Source organism: Streptomyces sp. NPDC018964 (assembly GCF_044390325.1).
Classification (GTDB): Bacteria; Actinomycetota; Actinomycetes; order Streptomycetales; family Streptomycetaceae; genus Streptomyces.
The window spans coordinates 78,477-97,840 of record NZ_JBIRYZ010000011.1 but is presented as its reverse complement, the minus strand read 5'-3'; the positions used below and the strand labels follow the sequence as shown (position 1 = coordinate 97,840).

Annotated in this window: 18 protein-coding genes; 4 read left to right on the top strand and 14 right to left on the bottom strand. The window is 73.2% G+C overall.

The window, feature by feature from the left end; translation table 11 throughout:
- Positions 1-114 precede the first annotated feature (114 nt).
- The 14 genes from ACH5AO_RS20380 to ACH5AO_RS20315 form a co-directional block, all read right to left on the bottom strand.
- Positions 115-1,380 carry a lytic murein transglycosylase gene (locus ACH5AO_RS20380; RefSeq protein WP_398926535.1) on the bottom strand — a complete coding sequence of 422 codons (1,266 nt, stop codon included), beginning with the start codon at positions 1,378-1,380 and terminating at the stop codon, positions 115-117.
- A gap of 62 nt (positions 1,381-1,442) precedes the next feature.
- Positions 1,443-2,249 carry a hypothetical protein gene (locus ACH5AO_RS20375; RefSeq protein WP_398926533.1) on the bottom strand — a complete coding sequence of 269 codons (807 nt, stop codon included), beginning with the start codon at positions 2,247-2,249 and terminating at the stop codon, positions 1,443-1,445.
- A gap of 45 nt (positions 2,250-2,294) precedes the next feature.
- Complete coding sequence (locus tag ACH5AO_RS20370; RefSeq protein WP_398926531.1) at positions 2,295-2,843, bottom strand: nuclear transport factor 2 family protein; 549 nt, start codon at positions 2,841-2,843, stop codon at positions 2,295-2,297.
- Between the two features lie 27 nt (positions 2,844-2,870).
- Positions 2,871-3,572 carry a hypothetical protein gene (locus tag ACH5AO_RS20365; RefSeq protein WP_398926529.1) on the bottom strand — a complete coding sequence of 234 codons (702 nt, stop codon included), beginning with the start codon at positions 3,570-3,572 and terminating at the stop codon, positions 2,871-2,873.
- Complete coding sequence (locus ACH5AO_RS20360; RefSeq protein WP_398926527.1) at positions 3,569-4,084, bottom strand: hypothetical protein; 516 nt, start codon at positions 4,082-4,084, stop codon at positions 3,569-3,571. Before ACH5AO_RS20360 ends, ACH5AO_RS20365 begins: the two co-directional genes overlap by 4 nt.
- On the bottom strand, positions 4,081-5,358 hold the full coding sequence (locus ACH5AO_RS20355) for an MCE family protein (RefSeq protein WP_398926525.1): 1,278 nt from the start codon (positions 5,356-5,358) through the stop codon (positions 4,081-4,083). The genes ACH5AO_RS20360 and ACH5AO_RS20355 overlap by 4 nt, the downstream gene beginning before the upstream one ends.
- On the bottom strand, positions 5,355-6,722 hold the full coding sequence (locus tag ACH5AO_RS20350; protein ID WP_398926523.1) for an MCE family protein: 1,368 nt from the start codon (positions 6,720-6,722) through the stop codon (positions 5,355-5,357). The genes ACH5AO_RS20355 and ACH5AO_RS20350 overlap by 4 nt, the downstream gene beginning before the upstream one ends.
- Positions 6,719-7,723, bottom strand: coding sequence for an MCE family protein (locus ACH5AO_RS20345; RefSeq protein WP_398926521.1), 1,005 nt, complete (start codon positions 7,721-7,723; stop codon positions 6,719-6,721). Before ACH5AO_RS20345 ends, ACH5AO_RS20350 begins: the two co-directional genes overlap by 4 nt.
- Positions 7,720-8,796, bottom strand: coding sequence for an MCE family protein (locus ACH5AO_RS20340; RefSeq protein WP_398926519.1), 1,077 nt, complete (start codon positions 8,794-8,796; stop codon positions 7,720-7,722). Before ACH5AO_RS20340 ends, ACH5AO_RS20345 begins: the two co-directional genes overlap by 4 nt.
- On the bottom strand, positions 8,793-9,851 hold the full coding sequence (locus ACH5AO_RS20335; RefSeq protein WP_398926517.1) for an MCE family protein: 1,059 nt from the start codon (positions 9,849-9,851) through the stop codon (positions 8,793-8,795). The genes ACH5AO_RS20340 and ACH5AO_RS20335 overlap by 4 nt, the downstream gene beginning before the upstream one ends.
- Positions 9,848-11,101, bottom strand: coding sequence for an MCE family protein (locus ACH5AO_RS20330; protein WP_398926515.1), 1,254 nt, complete (start codon positions 11,099-11,101; stop codon positions 9,848-9,850). Before ACH5AO_RS20330 ends, ACH5AO_RS20335 begins: the two co-directional genes overlap by 4 nt.
- Before the next feature lies 1 nt (position 11,102).
- Positions 11,103-11,909, bottom strand: a complete 807-nt coding sequence (locus tag ACH5AO_RS20325) for an MlaE family ABC transporter permease (protein ID WP_398926513.1) — start codon at positions 11,907-11,909, stop codon at positions 11,103-11,105.
- Positions 11,910-11,915: 6 nt separating this feature from the next.
- On the bottom strand, positions 11,916-12,680 hold the full coding sequence (locus ACH5AO_RS20320; protein ID WP_398926511.1) for an MlaE family ABC transporter permease: 765 nt from the start codon (positions 12,678-12,680) through the stop codon (positions 11,916-11,918).
- The gene (locus tag ACH5AO_RS20315) at positions 12,677-13,687 is read right to left on the bottom strand and encodes an ABC transporter ATP-binding protein (protein WP_398926509.1); all 1,011 of its coding nucleotides are present in this window, start codon (positions 13,685-13,687) and stop codon (positions 12,677-12,679) included. The genes ACH5AO_RS20320 and ACH5AO_RS20315 overlap by 4 nt, the downstream gene beginning before the upstream one ends.
- Before the next feature lie 718 nt (positions 13,688-14,405).
- On the opposite strand from ACH5AO_RS20315, the gene ACH5AO_RS20310 reads away from it, so the two are divergent.
- The 4 genes from ACH5AO_RS20310 to ACH5AO_RS20295 all read left to right on the top strand — a co-directional run bounded on the left by ACH5AO_RS20310 (position 14,406) and on the right by ACH5AO_RS20295 (position 19,121).
- Positions 14,406-15,041: a hypothetical protein gene (locus ACH5AO_RS20310; protein WP_398926507.1), complete on the top strand. Its 636-nt coding sequence runs from the start codon at positions 14,406-14,408 to the stop codon at positions 15,039-15,041.
- Between the two features lie 107 nt (positions 15,042-15,148).
- On the top strand, positions 15,149-16,711 hold the full coding sequence (locus tag ACH5AO_RS20305; protein ID WP_398926505.1) for a DUF6801 domain-containing protein: 1,563 nt from the start codon (positions 15,149-15,151) through the stop codon (positions 16,709-16,711).
- A 40-nt stretch (positions 16,712-16,751) separates the two neighbouring features.
- Positions 16,752-17,693: a hypothetical protein gene (locus tag ACH5AO_RS20300; protein ID WP_398926503.1), complete on the top strand. Its 942-nt coding sequence runs from the start codon at positions 16,752-16,754 to the stop codon at positions 17,691-17,693.
- A 216-nt stretch (positions 17,694-17,909) separates the two neighbouring features.
- Positions 17,910-19,121 (top strand): helix-turn-helix domain-containing protein, encoded by a 1,212-nt coding sequence (locus tag ACH5AO_RS20295; protein WP_398926501.1) that lies wholly within the window; start codon positions 17,910-17,912, stop codon positions 19,119-19,121.
- The last annotated feature ends 243 nt before the right edge of the window (positions 19,122-19,364 follow it).

Here is a 19,364-nt window from a genome sequence, read left to right as displayed (position 1 = left end):
TCGCAAGTTCGAACGGACCGTAGAATCGAACCACTTGCGCGTCAATGGCCCGCGCAGCCCCTCTCGGTGCCGGGCGGGGCGGGTGCCGCGCGGGCCGTGCGAGCGCGGACTTCCTCACGTACCCGACGGAGTGTCCGTCGGGCAGGGTGAGGCCGTCGGGGAGGCGGTGGGGCCGGGGGACGGGGTGGCGGGCTCCGTGGAGCAGTCGTCCGGGGCGGTGGGCGAGGGGCCCGGGCCTGTCGGGTCCGGTGACGGCGACGGGCTCCCCGTGGGGGTCCCGCCGGGTGTCTGCGAGGGTTCCTGGCTCGTCGGGGAGGGCTCCGGGGACGGGGAGGCGGACGTCGGAGTGGGCGCCGGGGTGGAGGAGGACGGGGACGGGGAAGGGGACGGCTCGGGGCTGCCCGGAGTGCTCGGGTCCGGGCCGATGACGATCCCGCCACCGCCGCCGTTCCCCTTTCCGCCGTTCCCCTTTCCGCCGTCGCCCTTGTCCACGGGCCCGGTCGCCGGGGTGCCGCCTCCCGCGCCGGGGCTCCTCGGGACGACGCCCTCGCCGTCGGGGACGGTGTGGACCCCGCGGCGGTAGAAGTCCAGCCAGTACCTGACCAGTTCCAGGTAGCGGCGCGAGTGGTTGTAGCTGAGGACCGCCCGGTCCAGGTCGGCGGCCCGGCCCAGGTCCCGGTCACCCGCGCACAGGTAGTGGCCGGCCGCCAGGGCCGCGTCGAAGACGTTGTTCGGGTCGGCGCGGCCGTCGCCGTTGCCGTCCGTGCCCCAGCGGGCCCAGGTGGACGGCAGGAACTGCATCGGTCCCACCGCGCGGTCGTAGACCGTGTCGCCGTCGTGGGCGCCCCCGTCCGTGTCCCGGATCAGGGCGAACCCCCGGCCGTCGAGCGGTGGCCCGGTGATCCGGCCCCGCGTGGTGCCGTTCCGGTCGACCGCGCCGCCGCGCGCCTGGCCGGACTCGACCTTGCCGATCGCCGCGAGCAGTTCCCAGGGCAGCCGGCAGCCGGGGTCCGTCCTGCCGACGGAGGTCTCGGCGGCACGGTAGGCGCGCAGCACGGTGGCCGGGATGCCGGACTGGGAGCGGAGGTCCCGTGCGAGCACCGGGGAGGCCGACGCTGCGTCCCGGGTCCGCAGGGGCGGGAGTTCGGTGTGGTAGGAACCGTCGCCCGGCGGGACGAGTTCGGTGTACGGGCCGCCCGCCGCCGTCCCGCGGGCGTCGTCGTCGGCGGGCGGGGCGGCGTGGGCGTCCCGCGCGTCCCCGAGGAGCCCGGGGGCCTGGGAGGCCGTGAGGGCCGCCATCGCCGCCACGGTGACGGCGGTCGTCCGCAGTCCCCTGCGGGTCCGGCCGGTGCGCGGACGTCGTGCGCGGCGTACGGGCATGGCTGTCACTCCTGTCGGGTGCGGGGCGGTTGCACTCGTGGGTTTCGCCGGTCGCGCGGCCCTCAGCGGCCGAAGGTGTCGATGCCGGAGACGAGCCACCGTCCGTCGCGGTGCACGACGTCGACGGCGAGCATGGCGCCCGCGTACACGCCCTCGTCCTGCGTGCCCGCGGCGTCCTCGGCGTCCTTCGTGGCCTTCGTGTCCTTCGCGCTTCCGGTGGTGGCGACGCTGCTCTGGTCGGCGTAGACGAGGACCCGGGCCCGGTGGCCGTCGATCCGTTCGACCGCGCTCTCGGTGACCGTCGTGGTGATCACCGCCTTCTGCGCGTCGGCCCGCTTCCGGACGTCGGCGAGCAGGGTGCGGTGCTGGTCGACGGCCTTCCCCGTGAGGAGGTCCCGCGCGGCTTTCCCGAGGGCGCCGGGGTCGGTGTGGTCGTAGGAGAAGAGCCGGTCGACGGCCTTGGAGGCCTGGCCCTTGATCTCGCCGGTGCGGGCGAGGTCGGTCAGTGCGGTGTTGCGCCGCGCGGGGTCGTCCCGGAGTGCTTCGGCCTTCGCGTGCGCCCAGCCGGCGAAGCCGCCGAGGAGCACGGTCAGCGCGCAGAGCACCACGAGGCCCACCGGGCGGCGCGACCGGGTCCGGTCCGCCTTCCCCTCCTCGGTCGTCCCGGCCGTAGCGGCCGTAGCGGCCTTCCCGCTCGTCCGCGCGGAGGGCGAGGACGAGGGCGAGGGGCCGGGTGGGGACAGGACGGCCGTACCGCCCGTGCGGGTCCGGCCTCCGGTGTTCTCCGGGGTCCCGGTGGAGGCGGCGGGCCGGGCCTCGCGGGCCAGGTGGCGCCGCCGGCGGTTGATGTGGTGGCGGGTCGTCGACATCGTGCTGTCCTCTCGGTGCGGCGGCTTGCGCGGTGCGGAACCGGGTCAGCCGGTCGGTGCGCCGCCCACGGGGGCCTGTCCCAGGGCGCTCAGCTTCCACCGGCCCCCGGTGCGGGTGAGTTCGCCGAGCATGCGGCTGTCCTTGTCCGTCTTCGCGCCGTCGGACGCCCTGACGGTGACGCGCAGGGCGACCAGCACCCGGGCGCGGCCCGCCCGGTCGTCGAGCTCGGTGACGGCGCCCGACAGCACCCGGGCCGTGGTGACCGTCTTCGCCGCCCTCACCTGCTCGGCGAACTCGTCGCGCCCCGACGCCAGTTGTTCGCGCAGTTCACCGGTGGTCGACGACTCCCACAGGTCGAGGCCCCGGTTCAGGTCCCGGTGGTCGAGCGTGTTGAGGTTCTGCACCGCCTGCTCCCCGGCGGCGAGCGCCTCGTCCCGTTGCGCCGCGTACGCGGCCCGGTCGTCGTGGGCCGCGCGGTACCAGTCCTGCCCCGTCCAGGCCGCGAAGCCGCCCGTGAGGAGGGTGAGGGCGAGCAGCAGGGACGGCAGGGGCCGGAGGCGGTGTGCGGTGAGGACGCGGACCGCGCGTTCCATGGGGTTCTCCAGTCTCCCGCGCACAGGTCAGCGGGCCTTGAGGTCGACGATCCGCCACCGGCCGTTCTCGAGCCGGGCCGTGACGGTGAGCTGGGCCGCCGCGGTGGTGGCCTGGTCCTTGCCGCGGCGGGAGGTCTGGTCGAGGAAGACCAGCAGGCGCGCCCGGTCGCCGTCGAGTTCGATCACTCCGGTGCGGACGGCCCGGGTGCTCAGGGTGACGCGCTGCTCGGTGAGGTCGTCGCGGACCTGGTCGAAGAGGTCCTGGTACTGGCGGGCGGCGCGGCCGTCGAGGACGGAGCGTGCGGAGCGCTCGGCGGCCGCGGTGCCGTCCGGGGTGTAGGAGAAGACGCGGGCGAGGGCGTTGGCGACCTCGCCCGCGACGCGGTGGGTGGCCTCGGCGTCGGTGAGCGCGCGGTTCCGGGCGGACTCGGCCGACGTGAGCCGGTGGGCGCCGTAGAGGAAGCCGCAGCCGCCGAGGACGAGCACCGCGGCGAGGACGGCGAGGGCGGCCCGCCGTGTCCGGCGGGCGCGGACACCGTCCGCCGGGTCCTTTGAGGACCCGTCCGCGGATTCCGTGCCCGAGGCCGTGCCCGAGGCCGTATCCGGGGCCGCGTCCGTACCGAGGTCCGTGCCCGTGCCCGCGTCCGTACCGGAGCCCGCCCCCGTGCCCGCGTCCCGCGCGGAATCCTGTGCCCGGCCCACGCTCAGCAGTCGCGCCAGCGTTGTCATCGGTCCCCGTCCTCCCGCTCCCCCGAGAGCGGTACGGCGCTCAGTGCCCTGACCTTCCACTCCCCCTCGCCCGTGCGGGCCAGGACCGCCTCCAGGCGTTTGCGGTCGGTGGCCGGCTTCTTCGTCCCGGCGGGGGTGACCTCGACGCGGACGGTGGTGATCAGCTTGGCCGTGCCGGCCCGCGTGTCGAGCGCGGTGACGGCCGCCTCGGTGACCGTGCCGCGCGCCGAGGCGCCCGCCTTGGCCTCGGTGCGGCCCAGTTCCTCGCGCAGCGGCCCGGTGGAGGCGTCGCGCCAGGCCCGGACGCCCTGCTCGGCCCGCTGCCGGGTGGTGGCGTCGAGCGTGGTGAGTACGGCGATGCCCGCCCGTCCGTCGGCGAGCGCCCGGTCGCGCTCCCGGCCGTACGCGAGCGCGTCGTCGGCGCGGGCCTGCGCGTACGTCCACGCGCCGGTGCCGCAGAAGCCGAGGGCCAGCGCGAGCGCCGCTCCGGTGAGGATCCGGGCCCCCCTCATCGCGTACCGCCGGCGGGGAGGAGGCCGGACAGGTCGTCCGGTGCCTCGCCGCGCTGTCCGGGCAGGGCGAGGGCGCCGGGGAGCACCGGGGAGGCGTCGTTCCCGGCGGGTGTCCCGCCGCTGCCCGGGGGCAGGGAGCCGGGTGCGGCCGGTTCGGGCACCGGGCCGCCCTTCGGGGCGTTCGCCGAGCCGCGTACGTTCGACCCGGTGGAGGCGGGGGCGGTGCAGGCCGCGCCGGTGTTGAGGGCGGGCGCGGTGCCGAGGTCGAGCCCGTTGCGGTAGCGCGTGGCGCCGTATCCGGCGGTGCAGGGCAGGGGTTCGAAGAAGGTGACGGCCATGCCGAGGTTCAGCTTCCCTCCGTCGACGGCGGTGGCTCCGGCGGCGACGGCCGCCGGGAACTTCACGAGGAGTTCCTCGATGCCGCGCTGCCGGGTGACGGCGATCTCGGAGGTGGTGAGCAGATTGGCGAGGACGACGCCCAGGCTCGGGTCCAGGTCCCGCAGGACGCCGCTGACCTGGGTGGCGGCGTCGGGGGCGACGGTGAGGAGGCGGCGCAGGTCGGCGTCGGAGCCCTTGAGGGTGCGGGCCAGTTCCTCCGCCCCGGCGGCGAAGTCACGGATGGCCTGCTCCTCCTCGGCCTGGGTGCGCAGGACGGTCTCGCCGTCGGTGATGAGCCTGGTGGTGGACGGCAGGGCGCGGTCGGCGGCCTCGACGAAGTCGCTGCCGCTGTCGAGCAGGGCCTGGAGGTCGTCGCCGTGGCCCTCGAAGGCCTTGCCGAACTCGTCCACGACCGTGCGCAGGTCGTCGAGCGGGACGGAGCGGGTGAGGTCGTCGACGCTGCCGAGCACGTCGGTGACGGGTCTGGGCACCTGGGTGTCGGCCTGTTCGATGCGGGCGCCCTCGGCGAGGTAGGGGCCGCCGTCGCTCTCGGGCCGCAGGTCGATGTACTGCTCGCCCACCGCGGAGAGCCCGGCGACCACGGCGCGGGTGTCGGCGGGGATGCGCGGGGCGGACTTCTTGATGCGGAGTTCGGCGACGACACCGTCCTCGGTCAGGCCGATCGGTCCGACGCGGCCCACGGAGACGCCCCGGTAGGTGACGTCGGAGTGGGTGAACAGACCGCCGGTGCGCGGGAGTCGCACGTCGACGGTGTAGTGGTCGGCGACGCCGACGTACCGTCCGAGGTCGGCGTAGCGGATGCCGAGGTAGGAGAGGGCGAGGACGGCGACGACGAGGAAGGCGAGGTTCTTCAGCCGTACGGCGAGGGTGATCAACCCGGCTCACCTCCCCGGGCGGCGGCCGTCGGGTCCGGCGGCGCCGCGGTGGCGGGGACGGAGGGCAGGGGCAGCGGGGAGGAGGGCGTCGGTGAGGACCGCCGGGACGGGGCCGCCGACGGCGCGGCGGACTTCCGCTCCCCGTCCGCCCTTCCCCCGGACCGTTCCCCGTCCGTCCTCCCTCCGGACCGCTGCCCGGACCGCTCCCTCCCGGCCTCGCCGTCCGCCTCGCCGTCCGCCGGGGCGGACGGCGAGGCCGTGCCCCGCGGCACCAGCGGCGGGATCACCTGGGTCCCGGGCACGGCGACCATGTCCAGGTACACGTTGAGGTAGTCGCCCTTCACGCCCCGCAGTACCTCGTCGGTGAACGGGTACGTCAGCAGCACCTCCAGGGAGTCCGGCAGGTCCGTGCCCGCGTCCGCGAGCGCCTTCAGGGCCGGCGCGACGGCCTTGAGGTCGGCGATCATGTCGTCCTTGCTGGCGTCGATGGTGGTGACGGCGACGCCGGAGAGCGTGTCGAGGGAGCGCAGCATGGTCAGCAGTGAGCCGCGCTGCCTCTCGAGCGTCTTCAGGCCGGGCGAGAGGCCGGTGAGGACGGTGCCGACGTCGTCCTTGCGGGTGGCGAGGGTCGTGGAGAGCCGGTTGACGGCGTCGAGGGCGTCGGTGATGTCGCCCCGGTGGTCGTCGAGGTCGGTCACCAGGGTGTCGACCCGTCCCAGCACGGAGCGGATCTCGGGCTCGCGGCCGCCGAGCGCCGCTTCGAGTTCCCGGGTGATGGTCCTGAGCTGGTTGACCCCGCCGCCGTTGAGGAGCAGGGACAGCGCGCCGAAGACCTCCTCCACCTCGGTGCCGCGGCCGGTGCGGGAGACCGGGATGACGGCCCCGTCCGCCAGCCTGGCGGCTCCGGTCTCCCGGTCGGGCGCGACGAGCTGGACGTACTTCTCGCCCAGCAGGCTGGACTGTTCGAGGCGGGCGGTGGCGTCGGCGGGCAGCCGCACATCGCCGTTGATCCTCATGGTGACGCGGGCCGACCAGTCGTCGTGGCCGAGTTCGACGGCGGTGACCCGGCCGACGGCGACGTCGTTGACCTTCACCGCGGACTGCGGGACCAGGCTGAGCACGTCCCGGAGTTCCGCGGTGACGGTGTAGGGGTGGTCGCCGAGGTCGGCGCCGCCGGGCAGCGGCAGATCCTCGATGCCGTCGAAGCGCGGCGGTCCGACGGTGACCGCGCCGAGGGCCAGGGCGAAGCCGAGGCCGAGGGCGGTCAGTCCGCCCAGGGTGAGACCGGCGGCGCCGCCCGTGGTGAGCACGCCGCGCCTCAACGCCCCGGTCCGCGGGCCGGAGTTCCGCCTGCCGCGTCTCATCGCCGCTCCTCCCCGCTGGCGGGCAGCGGCAGCAGCGGTCCGCCCATGCTGATCTCGTTGAGGTTGGCGCGGCCGTCGAGGGTGCGGGTGTCGGGGTCGTAGGCGTTCACGACGTTGCCCGCGGCCAGCGGCGCCACGTCCAGTGCCTCGGCGAGCGAGGTCCGCTGCTCGACGAGGGTCCGGGTGAGGGGGACGAGCCGGTCGACGTTCTCCTTCAGCCCGTCCCGGTTGTCCTCGATGAAGGTCTTGACCTGGCCGAGGGCGGTGCCGAGTTCCTCGAGCGCGCCGGCCAGGTCGTCCTTGTTGTCGGCGAAGAAGCCGACGACCTCGTCCAGGCGTTCCTGCGCGGTGCGCACGTCGGTGTCCTTCTCCTTCAGCATCGTGGTGAAGGCCTGGAGGCTGCGCAGGGTGCCGAACAGGTCGCCGCTGCTGCCGTCGAGGGTCTTGGCCGCCTTGCCGAACTCCTCGACGCTCTCGCCGATGGCCTCGCCGTTGCCGTCGAGGTTGGCGGCGCCGGTGCGCAGCAGTTCGGACAGGGCGCCACCGGAGTTGGCGCCGTCCGGGCCGAGTGCCTCGCCGAGTTCGGTGACCGAGTCGTAGAGCTGGTCGATCTCGAGGGGGGTGCGGTTGCGCGCGGCGGGCAGGACGGCTCCCTCGGCGAGGGCGGGGCCCGCGCGGTAGGCGGGGGTGAGCTGGACGTAGCGGTCGGCGACGACGCTCGGCGCGACGACGACGGCCCGCGCGCCCTCGGGGACCTTCACCCCCTCGTCCAGGAGGAGGCCGACGCGCACCGTGGTGCCCTGGGGCCGCACCGACTCCACCTCGCCGACCCGCACCCCGAGGACGCGCAGGTCGGACCCGGCGTAGACGCCGACGGCGCGGTCGAAGTAGGCGGTGAGGCGGGTGCCGTCGGAGTCGAGGACCCGGACGGCGGTGAGGCCGCCGGCGGCCAGCACCACGAGGGCGAGCAGGCCGGTGAGGACTTTTCCGCGTCTGCTCATCGCTCGCCTTTCCCCTGGGCCGCCGGCTGTTTCGGCGGCAGGCAACCGGTGTCGGGCAGGGACGTCTCGGGCAGGTAGTCGCGGGGCACGACGCCGCACAGGTAGCTGTCGAACCAGCGGCCGTTGCCCAGGGTGTTGCCGACGAGGCGGTAGTACGGGCCGACCAGCGCGAGGGTCTTGCCGAGCTGGGCGTTGTTCTCCTCCAGGACGCCGGTGACCCGGCCGAGGGCCTTGAGGGTGGGGCCGAGCTGCTTCTCGTTGTCGTCGACGAGGCCGCTGATCTCGCGGCCGAGTTCCCTGCTGCCCTTGAGCAGGGCCCGGATGGCGCCGCGGCGGTCCTTCAGTTCGCCGAGCAGGGAGCCGCCGTCCTCGATGAGGGTCTCGAAACTGGACTTCCTGTTCTCCAGCGTCTTGGTGAACCGGGCGCTTCCCTTGAGGAGTTCGGAGAGCTTCGCGTCGCGTTTCGAGACGGACTTCGACAGCGCGGACAGGCCGTCGGCGGCGGTGCGCACGTGGGGCGGGGAGTTCTCGAAGGTGTCGGAGAGGGTCTCGAAGCTCTCCGCGAGCCTCCGGGTGTCGATGTCCTCGACGGTGGAGCCGAGGTCCTGGAACGCCTGGGTCACGTCGTAGGGGGAGGTGGTGCGGGACAGCGGGATGCGGCTGCCGGGGTCCTGCCGGGCGGAACCGAGCGGGTCGAGCGCCAGGTACTTGTCGCCGAGGAGGGTCCTGATGGCGATGGCGGCGGTCGTCCGGTCGCCGATCCAGGCGTCCTCGACCTCGAAGGTGACCTTCACCCTGTCGCCGTCGAGGGTGACGCCGGTGACCTCGCCCGCCTTGACGCCGGCGATGCGCACCTCGTCGCCCTCGTCGAGGCCGGCGGCCTCGGAGAAGTCGGCGCTGTAGCGCGTACCGCCGCCGAACGGCAGCCGGTCCGCGCGGGAGACGAGGACGGCGAGCAGGGCGAGGGCGAGCAGGCCGACGACGGCGACGGCGACGGGGTCGCGTTCCTTGACGGGCTTGAACCACGGGCGCCGCGCCCCGGTGGTCCGTCCGCGCCGTGCGAGGGGTCTCATCCGCGGCACCTCGATTCGGTGATCGCGATGCCGGTCGGCGGCTCCGAACCGTCGGAGGTGGTCACTCCGCTCACCCGTGCCTCGCAGAGGTAGAGGTTGAACCACGATCCGTAGGAGGACAGGCGGGCCAGGGCGGTCATCTTGGCGGGGGTGCGCTCGAGGAAGTCCTCGATCCTCGGCGTGTGTGCGCCCAGGTTCGCCGAGAGCCGGCCCAGTTCGCGGATGTCCCGCTTGAGAGGGGCACGTCCGTCCTCGAGGAGGCCGGCGGTGACGGTGGTCAGGTCGCCCATGGCCTCGACGGCCTCACCGAGGGGTTCACGGTCGTCGTCGAAGCCGGTGACGATGTCCCGCAGGGTGACGACGAGGTCGTCGAAGCTGTCCTCGCGGTCGTTGAGCGTCTCCAGGACGGTGGTGAGGTTGTCGACGACCTGGCCGATCACCTCGTCCTTGGCGGCGACGGTCGTGCTGAGCGAGCCGATGTGGCGGATCAGGCTGTCGACGGTGGTGCCCTCGCCCTGGAGCACCTGGACGATCGATCCGGCGAGTTCGTTGACGTCCTTCGGGGAGAGCCCCTCGAACAGCGGCTTGAACCCGTTGAAGAGCAGGGTCAGGTCGAGGGCGGGCGTGGTGCGGTCGAGCGGGATGGTGTCGCCCGCTTCGAGCGTGCCGGTGAGGTCGCCGCTGCCGCGGTCGAGGGCGACGTAGCGCCGGCCGACCATGTCGAGGTACTTCACGGCGGCGGTGGCCGAGCGGGGCAGCCGGCGGTCGTCGCGGACGGTGAAGGTGACCTGGGCGGTGCGCCGTCGCACGACGCGGACGTCGGTCACCTCGCCGACCTCCACGCCGGAGATCCGTACGCTGTCGCCGTCGACGAGTCCGGTGACGTCGGTGAACAGGGCCCGGTAGGTGCGGGTGCCGGTGCCGACACCGGTGTCGGCGACGCTGAGGCCGAGCACGGTCGTGGCGAGGCCGGTGATCACCACGAAGAGCAGGGACTTGAGCAGCGGCCCGGTCAGTGGGCGGCGCCGGGTGTGCGCGTGGTCGGGGGCGGTCATCCGAGGGTCACCTCCGTGCCGCGGTAGGCCGGGCCGACGAGCAGGCTGCTCCAGTCGGGCAGTTCGCCGGGGTGCCGGCCGGCGGCGGGTGCGAGCAGTTCGTTGAGCAGGTCGTTCTCCTGCGGGGAGTTGGCGGGCCCGAGGTCCTGGCCGGCCGCCGCGGACGCCTGCGCGGCGGGCCGGGCGAGTGTGCCGAGGTAGGGGACGGTGGGGCAGCGGGGGCCGCCGCCGGAGTCGTACACCGGGGTGTCGCGGCCGGGGCGGTAGGCGCCGCGCGAAGGGACGGTGGTGACGTCGACGTGGAGGCCGGGCCGGCCGGTGCCCTTGCCGAGCGCCTCGTCCATGGCGGGCACGAACTCGGCGAGGGTGCGCAGGGTGCAGGGGAAGGAGGGGGAGTACTCGGCGAGCAGTTCCAGGGTGGGCCTGCCGGTCGCGGCGAGCCGGATGATGGTGTCCTCGTTCTTCCGCAGGAAGGCCGTCATGTCCTCGGCCGTGCGGGTGGTGGCGCCGAGGGTGCGGGCGTAGGCGGCCTCCTGCTCGGCGAGGGTGCCGCTGGTGGTGGTGAAGTCGGTGAGCGCCGTGACGATGTCGGGGGCGGCGTCCGCGTAGACGTGGCCGACCTTCACGAGGTGCTCGAGGTCCCGGTTGAGGGTGGGCAGGTGGGGGTTGAACTCCTTCAGGTGCGCGTCCAGTCGGACGAGCGTGTCGCCGAGCCGGTCGCCGCGTCCCTCCAGGGCCCGTGAGACGGCCGACAGGGTCGCGGACAGCTTCTGCGGCTGGACCGCGGTGAGCATCGGCAGGACGTCGTCGAGGACCTGCTGGAGTTCGACGGCGTTCTCGGAGCGGTCCTGGGGGATGACGGCTCCGGCGGCCAGCGGCCGGTCCGAGGGGGCCTTCGGCGGTACGAGGGCCACGAACCGCTCGCCGAACAGGGTGGTCGGCAGCATCTGCGCGCGGACGTCGGAGGGTACGTCGTCGAGGGCGCCGGGTTTCATGGCGAGGGTGAGCCGGGCCCCGTCGTCGGTGGCGTCGACGGCGCGGACCTCGCCGACGACGACGCCGCGCAGTTTGACCTCGGCGCCCAGGTGCATCTCGTTGCCGACGCTGTCGGTCTCGACGACCACCGGGTCGGAGTCGGTGAACCTCTTGTCGTGGACGGCGACGGCCAGCCAGACCAGGAGGGCGGGCACCAGCAGGAACACCACCCCGGCGGACCGGCGGCGCAGCGTCTCGCCCCGTGTCGCGCTCATCTCACCCCGCCACCTTCACGGTCGTGGTCGCGCCCCACAGGGCGAGCGACAGGAAGAAGTCGGTGACGCTGATCAGCACGATGGCGTTGCGCACCGACCGGCCGACGGCGACGCCGACGCCGGCGGGGCCGCCCGTGGCGCGGTAGCCGTAGTAGCAGTGGGCGAGGATCACCATCACGCTGAAGACCAGCACCTTCAGCACCGAGAGCAGGACGTCCGTCGGGGAGAGGAAGAGGTTGAAGTAGTGGTCGTAGGTGCCCCGGGACTGGCCGTTGAACAGGACGGTCACGTAGCGGGACGCCAGGTAGGAGGAGAGCAGCCCGATCGCGTAGAGCGGGACGATGGCGACGACCCCGGCGATGACGCGGGTGGTGACCAGGTAGGGCATGGAGCGGATGCCCATGCCCTCGAGGGCGTCGACCTCCTCGTTGATGCGCATGGCGCCGAGCTGGGCGGTGAAGCCGGCGCCGACGGTCGCCGAGAGGGCGAGGCCGGCGACGAGGGGGGCGATCTCGCGGGTGTTGAAGTAGGCGGAGACGAATCCGGTGAACGCGGCCGTGCCGATCTGGTCGAGGGCCGCGTAGCCCTGGAGTCCGACGACGGTCCCGGTGAAGAGCGTCATCGCGATCATCACGCCGATGGTGCCGCCGATGACGCCGAGGCCGCCGGAGCCGAAGGCGACCTCGGCGAGGAGGCGCTGCACCTCCTTGAGGTAGCGGCGCAGGGTCCGCGGGATCCACAGCAGCGCCCGGGCGTAGAAGAGCAGGTGGTCGCCGGAGCGGTCGAGCAGGGCGAGCGGGGAGGCCATCGGACCTCAGCCTCCCTTCGGCGGGACGATCTGGAGGTAGACGGCCGTCATCACCATGTTGACGAAGAAGAGCAGCAGGAAGGTGATGACGACGGACTGGTTGACGGCGTCGCCGACGCCCTTGGGGCCGCCGCGCGGGTTGAGGCCCCGGTGGGCGGCGACGATGCCCGCGATGAACCCGAAGACCAGCGCCTTGAGTTCGCTGATGTACAGGTCGGCCGGCTGGGCGAGGGCGGAGAAGCTGGACAGGTAGGCGCCGGGGGTGCCGTCCTGCATGAGGACGTTGAAGAAGTAGCCGCCGAGCGTGCCGACGACGGAGACCAGGCCGTTGAGCAGGACCGCCACGCCCATGGTGGCCAGGACCCGGGGCACGACGAGGCGTTGCACGGGTGAGACGCCCATGACCTCCATGGCGTCGAGTTCCTCGCGGATCGTACGGGAGCCGAGGTCGGCGCAGATGGCGGAGCCGCCGGCGCCGGCGATCAGCAGGGCCACGATGAGCGGGCTCGCCTGCTGGACGACGGCGAGGACGCTGGCGCCCCCGGTGAACGACTGGGCGCCCAACTGCCTTGTCAGGGAGCCGACCTGGAGCGCGATGACGGCGCCGAAGGGGATCGAGACGAGGGCGGCGGGCAGGATGGTGACGCTCGCGACGAACCAGAACTGCTCGACGAACTCGCGGAACTGGAAGGGTCTTCGGAAGACGGCCCGGCCCACTTCGGCGGCGAGCGCGAAGAGCCGGCCGGTCTGCCGCAGGGCGCCGGTGATCATGCGCCGCTCCCGGCGGCGGGCATCGGCGGGACGGGCGTCCCGGCGCTCCCCGCGTAGGTCGCGCGGATGGCGGAGCGCGCGGCGGGCGGCAACTGGTCGATCATGCCCATGACACGGTCGCGCCGTCGGGCGACGGCCCGGCGCGGCGGGAGGCCCGGGGACGGCTCGAGCTGCGGGACGATGGTGCGGGGCCGGGCCGCGGCGGCGTCCGCGGCGTCCGCCTCGGCGGCGAGGGTGGCCGCGTCCTTCTCCTCGGACATCCCGATGGGGCCCTCGCGCCGGCCGCCGAGGAACTGGGCCACGACCGGCTCGTCGCTGGTGAGCAGCACCTCGCGCGGGCCGAAGGCGACGAGTTCGCGCCGGAAGAGCATCCCCATGTTGTCGGGCACGGTCGCGGCGATGTCGAGGTTGTGGGTGACGATCAGCATCGTCGCGTCGATCCGCGCGTTCAGGTCGATCAGCAGCTGGGAGAGGTAGGCGGTGCGGACCGGGTCGAGTCCGGAGTCCGGCTCGTCGCAGAGGATGATCTGCGGGTCGAGGACGAGCGCGCGGGCCAGGCCGGCCCGCTTGCGCATGCCGCCGCTGATCTCCCCCGGGAGCTTGCCCTCCGCGCCCAGCAGCCCGACGAGCTCGATCCGCTCCATGACGACGCGGCGGATCTCGGACTCCTTCTTGCGGGTGTGCTCGCGCAGCGGGAAGGCGATGTTGTCGAAGAGGGACATGGACCCGAAGAGGGCTCCGTCCTGGAACATGAGCCCGAACAGCTTCCGGGTCTCGTATATATCCCTTTCGGGGCTGTTCACCATGTCCACCCCGTTGATGAGAACACGGCCCTTCTCGGGTTTGAGCAGCCCTATGAGCGACTTCAGGAAAACGGTCTTCCCGGTGCCGGACGGCCCCAGCATCACGCTCACCTCTCCGGCGGGAAGGGTGAGCGTCACGTCCCGCCAGATGCTCTGCCTGCCGAAGGACTTGGTCAGCCCCTCGACCACGACTTCGATTCCCATATCACCTCCAGCGGACATGTGCCCTCACGCGCGTCGCCGGCGCGCGTCGATTCGGCGCGGAACGTACGGACAACGGGTGCGAAGCCGTTCTCCCACCGCCTTTCCGAACTTTGTCACCGTGCGGACAACCCGCCGGCCCGCACGTGTCCCCGGGGAGACGGGCAGGGTCTCGCGGCTCCGGGGGGCGTGGAGCCGCGAGACCCCGCCGACGGACGTCCGGCCCGGCGGAAGGGCACGGCCGGAAAGCATCCGCCGTGGTTCCGGCCGACGGGGGCCACCGACCTGGAACCGAGCACCGCACCGGCACGTTACGGCCGAGTAACCTCGACGGGCAAGAGTGGAATCCGAGTTTTCCGGGGCACCCTGTTCGGCCATCCGGAACCTGTCAGGGCGGAGACAAAAAACGGTCGCGGAATTGTCACCGGGTGAGCAACACGGAACGGCGCAGAGCGGCCTGCGGGCGCCCCGTGCGCCACTGGCCGAAAATTCCACATTGACAACAGGTGAGCAATCCGGCCCGTGATCGACTCACCCCGGAAACAGATGATTGCCCTTTTCAAAGAATCATGGGCATCGCCATTGTTCGGCTAAGTTTCCCGCAAGTAACGTCATGGTTCGCGGACAGGGAAAACCGAGCCGCGGGCCGCCCGGCCACCCCTCGATCGCTTCGGCCACGGCCCATCTCTGCCGGTCAATCCACAAGGAGACTCCCCGAGCCATGAAGAAAACCCTCAGAAGGACCGCTGTCGTGGCGGGTGCGGCCGCGGCCGCCTTCGGTCTCACCGCCGGTCCCGCCTCGGCGGTGCCCTCCACCACGTGGACCGTCACCCCCACGGGCGGCTACACGGCGACGAACAGCGGCAACATCGTACTGACCGCCACCATCCCGATGACGTGCACGACCTCGGGCGCCTCGGGCACCATGGCGAGCAACACCGGCAACCCGGCCCAGGTCGCCGCCATCAACGCCATCAACTTCGGCACCTCCGCCTCGCCGTGCACCAGCGTCCTGGGCAACGTCACCACCGTGGCGGTCACCCCCTGGACCGTCGTCGCGCAGGACTACACCGCCTCGACCGGCGTCACCAAGGGCTACGTCGGCAACGTCACGGCCAACGTGACCGCCGGCGCCTGCAAGTTCACGGTGACGGGCAAGGCCTCGGCCACCTACACCAACTCCACCGGCGTCCTGAACGTCAACAGCGTCTCCGGTGACCTGGCCGTCAGCTCCAGCCCCGCCCCCGTCAACTGCGGCTCGGTGGTCACGACCGCCACCAAGCCCCTCTTCAAGGGCAAGTACGTCATCAAGGCGGCGAACGGCGCCGTCCCGCAGATCGTCGGCTCCAACCCGTAAGGCGCCACCCCTCGCGTCCGCCCCGCCGGTGTCCCGGCCGGGCGGACGCGGACCGCCCTGACGGACCCTCCGGAACCCGCTTTCCGGACGAACCCTGGTGGAGCTGTATGAGAGGCCATCGTGCCGCCGCGTCGCGGCCGCCCCGTGTCCGTGCCGGCAGCGCGGCGATCGGCGCGTTCGTCGTGCTCGCCGCCACGGTCCCGGCCGCGGCGTCCGCCGCGGGCACCCAGGAGGTGGACGCCGCACTCCCCTACGTCTGCGCGCTGCCGTCCGGACGGCAGCCCGTGACGGTCCGGGTCGCGGCGGTGTTCCCGGACCGGGCGGAGCCGGGCGAGGCGTTCTCCCCCACCGGCGTCACCACCACGGTGGAACTCCCGGCGGAGGCGGTCGCGGACCTCACCGCGCTCGAGGCCGCCACCGCGCGGGCCGCCACCCGTCTCACCGTCGGCGTCACCCAGGACGAGGCCGCCGCCGAGGCGACCTGGCGCGGCACCGCGGAGCCCGTCCCCGTTCCCGGCTCCGGACCGCTGACGCTGACCACGACGGGCGACGTCCCCTCGGTGACCGGTCAGGGCGACGGCGACCTGGTCTTCACCGCCGAGAACCTCGCCGTCGACCTGGAGCTCGGCGCGGCGGACGGGACCGCCGCCGGCCCCGGCGCGCTGACCCTCGACTGCTCCCCCTCCGGGGACGCGCCGGACAACGGACCGCTGGCCACCGTGCCGGCCGGCCCGGACACGCCCGGACCGAGCGGTCCGCCGTCCGCGTCCGGCTCCTCCCCCGGAACGCCGGACCCGTTCCCCGAGGCGCCGAAGGACGGACAGGGCGACCGCGCGCCGGAGGTCGCGGAGGACCCGTCCGCCGGGCCCGCGGACCGCGACGCGCCGCCCTGCCGCTACGACGACGCGAACCCGTCCACCTCGGCGTCCCTGAACGCCTACATCACCGGCTACTCGAACGTGCGGAAGCTGCGGGGAGCCTCGCTCCTCCCCGTCTCCTGCGTCCTCGTCGAACAGGGCCCCACGGACATCGTCGACTTCTTCCCGGACTTCTCCGGCGCCTACCTGGCCCAGCACTCGACGGGCAGGCTCTGGTACGAGGGGCGCGAGCGGACCCCGCCGTTCCAGTCCTCCTTCCTGACCTTCGGGTTCGTTCCGACGAGGGCCACGATGGTGCTGGAGCAGACCGGCCCCCTCACCCTGGACGGTGCCGGCGAGACCGTGTTCGCGACCGGACAGACCTCCTTCCGAACCCGCGTCCGGGTCCCCCTGGTGCTCCGGGTGACCGCCCTCGAGGTCAACGGGACCCCGCTGGACGTCGGGACCGGCTGCAGGACGGAAGGCCCTCTGCGCTCCCCCGAACCGGAGCCCTCGACGTACCCGGGCGACCACCTGCTGCTGACCGGGAGCAGTACGCACCAGCCCCCCGACATGCCCGTCGGTTACCTGCTCAGTTCCGGCGGCCCCCTGACCGGGGAGGTGACCATCCCCGCCTTCACCGGCTGCGGGACCGGCGGCGAGGACCTCGACCGCCTCCTCACCGCCTCCGTCTCCGGCCCCGGCAACCACATCAGGCAGATCCAGGGCCAGACGTGCGCGGTGCAGGTCTTCAACCCCGCCGAGTGCACCGAGGACCTCCAGCCCCTCGAGATCCCCGTTCCCGAACGCTGAGCCGCGCCTCCCCTCCCTCCTCCACGGAAGGCCACCACCCATGCCCCTGCTCACCACCCGCACCAGGATCGCCGCCGTCTCCGCCCTGACCGCGCTCGGCGCCCTCGCCTCCCCGGTGACCGCGACCGCCGCCGAGCCCGCGCTGAACGGCGCGTGGGCCCCCTTCACCCGCTGCCCCGTGGACGCCCCGGCGATGCTGGCCGCCGACGGCCTGGACAGGACCCCGCAGTGCGTGGTCTCCACCTCCGCCCGCGGCTCCATCAAGCTGGGCAGGACCACCGTCGTCACGGGGAAGACCAACCTCCAGATCGGCGTCGTCCAGAACGCGGACGGCACCAGCAGCGTCGTCGCCCCGCCCTCCGGCGCGCTCGTCGCCGACTCCGCCACCGTGCCCGGCGGCCTGCTCGGCCTGATGTGCCCGAGCGACATCCCGGTGATCACGGGCCTGTGCGAGACGCTCGAGAACTCCGCCCTCAACAGGATCACCGCCACCATGGAGTCCGTCGGCGCCCCCTACGCCTTCGACCAGACCGCGGGCGTCCTCACGGACCTGCCCATCGTCGCCCTGCCGGTCCGCATCCACCTGGAGAACCCGCTCCTGGGGAGCAAGTGCTACATCGGATCGAAGTCGGACCCGATCCTGCTGCGCCCGGAGAACCGCGACTACCCCGCCTTCGGGATGGACTTCTTCCAGGGCGACGGCACCCCCGACGAGGCCGGCGAGATGAGCCGGATCAACCTCACCGGCGCCACCCAGAACGACAGCACCTTCGCGGTCCCCGGAGCCACCGGCTGCGGCCTGAACATCGGCCTGATCAACGCCGCGGTCAACGCGAAGACCGGACTGCCCTCCGCCTCCGGGAACAACAGCCTCACCCTCGACGACACGCGGACCCACCTCACCGGCCTCAACGCGCCCGGCACCGCGGCCCCCGAGGCCGGCCGGGTGCTCGCGGAGAACTGGCACTCCGCCGTCAGGTGACGGCCACCCGGCGGCGGTTCCCGGCCGTCACGGCGAACGACCCGCGCCACAGTGAAGCAGTTACGCCCAAATGGTGTACAGGAAACGGAAGTTGATTTACTTTCAGCTTCTCGGACCGGCATGACCTGGTGGCCCGGTCCGGGCGGCGTCCGCCACCCGGCCGGACACCGCCCGCCCGGCCACCCGCCGGACACGTCGGAGAGCAAGGGGTCGCTGATGCCCTCGACCACACGGTCCCCGGAGGTCGGTGAACCGCTCGAGCCCTTACCCCGGCAGTTCGCGGCCTTCATACGGCCGGAACTGCCGGGACTGCTGAACGAGATACGGGCCGAGGTCACCCGCGCCTACCCGGTGTACGGGCGGCTGCTCAACGGCCCGGGCGGAGACGCGATCCGCCAGGGCGTGGAACAGGCGCTGGTCACCTTCGTGGACCGGGTCGCCGACCCGGACAGGAGCCCGGACCTGCGGGACCAGCTGCTGCGCAGGTTCGGCCGGGTGGAGGCCTACGAGGGCCGCGACCTGGAGACCCTGCAGGGCGCCTACCGGCTCGGCGCCCGCATCGCGCTGCGCCGGGCCAAGTCGGTGGGACGGCAGCACAACCTCTCCCCCGCCCTCATCCTCGCCTTCGCGGACGCCCTCTTCGCGTACGTCGAGGAGCTGGAGGCGGTCACCCGCGAGGGGTACGCGGAGGTGCGGGAGCGGGCCGCGTCCGAGGTGTCCGCGTTGCGCAGACGGCTGCTCCACCTGATCCTGGCCTCGTCGCCGCTGCCCCGGACGACCGTCTCCGAACTGTGCGAGGCCGCCGCCTGGGAACTCCCCCGCACCTGCACCCTCGTCGCCCTCCGCCCCCCGGCGCCGGACCACATCCAGGCGGCCCTCGACGGCGACGTCCTCGCCGACCTCGACATCCCCCAGCCGCACCTGCTCGTTCCCGGTGACCTCACCCCGCAGCGCCTCGCGATGCTCGGCACGGCCCTGTCCGGCACCCGTGCCGCGGCGGGCCTGACCGTGCCGCTCGCGCAGGCCGCCGACTCCGTCCGCTGGGCGCGCCGGGTGCTCCAGCTCGTCGACGACGGTGTGGTGCCCGACGCCCCGCTGGTCCGCTGCGAGGACCACCTGGTCACCCTGTGGCTGCTGTCCGACCCGGCCCTGGTCGACCAGCTCGCGGCCCGCGAACTGGCCCCGCTCGACGGGCTGCCCGCCGGGCGGCGCCACCGGCTCGTCGAGACGCTCCGGGTCCACGTCTCCACCCGGGCGCCCGCCGAGCAGGTCGGCGAGATGCTGGGCGTGCACGCCCAGACCGTCCGCTACCGCCTGCGGAACCTGGACGCCCACCTGGGCGACCGGCTCACCGACCCCGACCACCGCTTCGCCCTCGAGGTGGCCCTGCGCTCACTCCACCTGCGCGGCCACGACACCGGGGAGTGACCCCCGGCACACCCCACCCCGTCACCCGCCGTCACCCCACCGGCCGCCGCCGCGCCCGGGAGCAGCCCACCAGCCATGGTCCTCCGTCCTCGGGAGCCCCGCGACCGGCGGACAGGGTGAACTCCGGCCATTCACTTCCGCCCCATCGAAACGGGAGGAAGCAGGCGTAACGGAACCCTCGCGTGAACGCGGGGGCACCGGTTCGTGGACAATGGCCCACTGGCACCCCGTGTGGCAGTACAA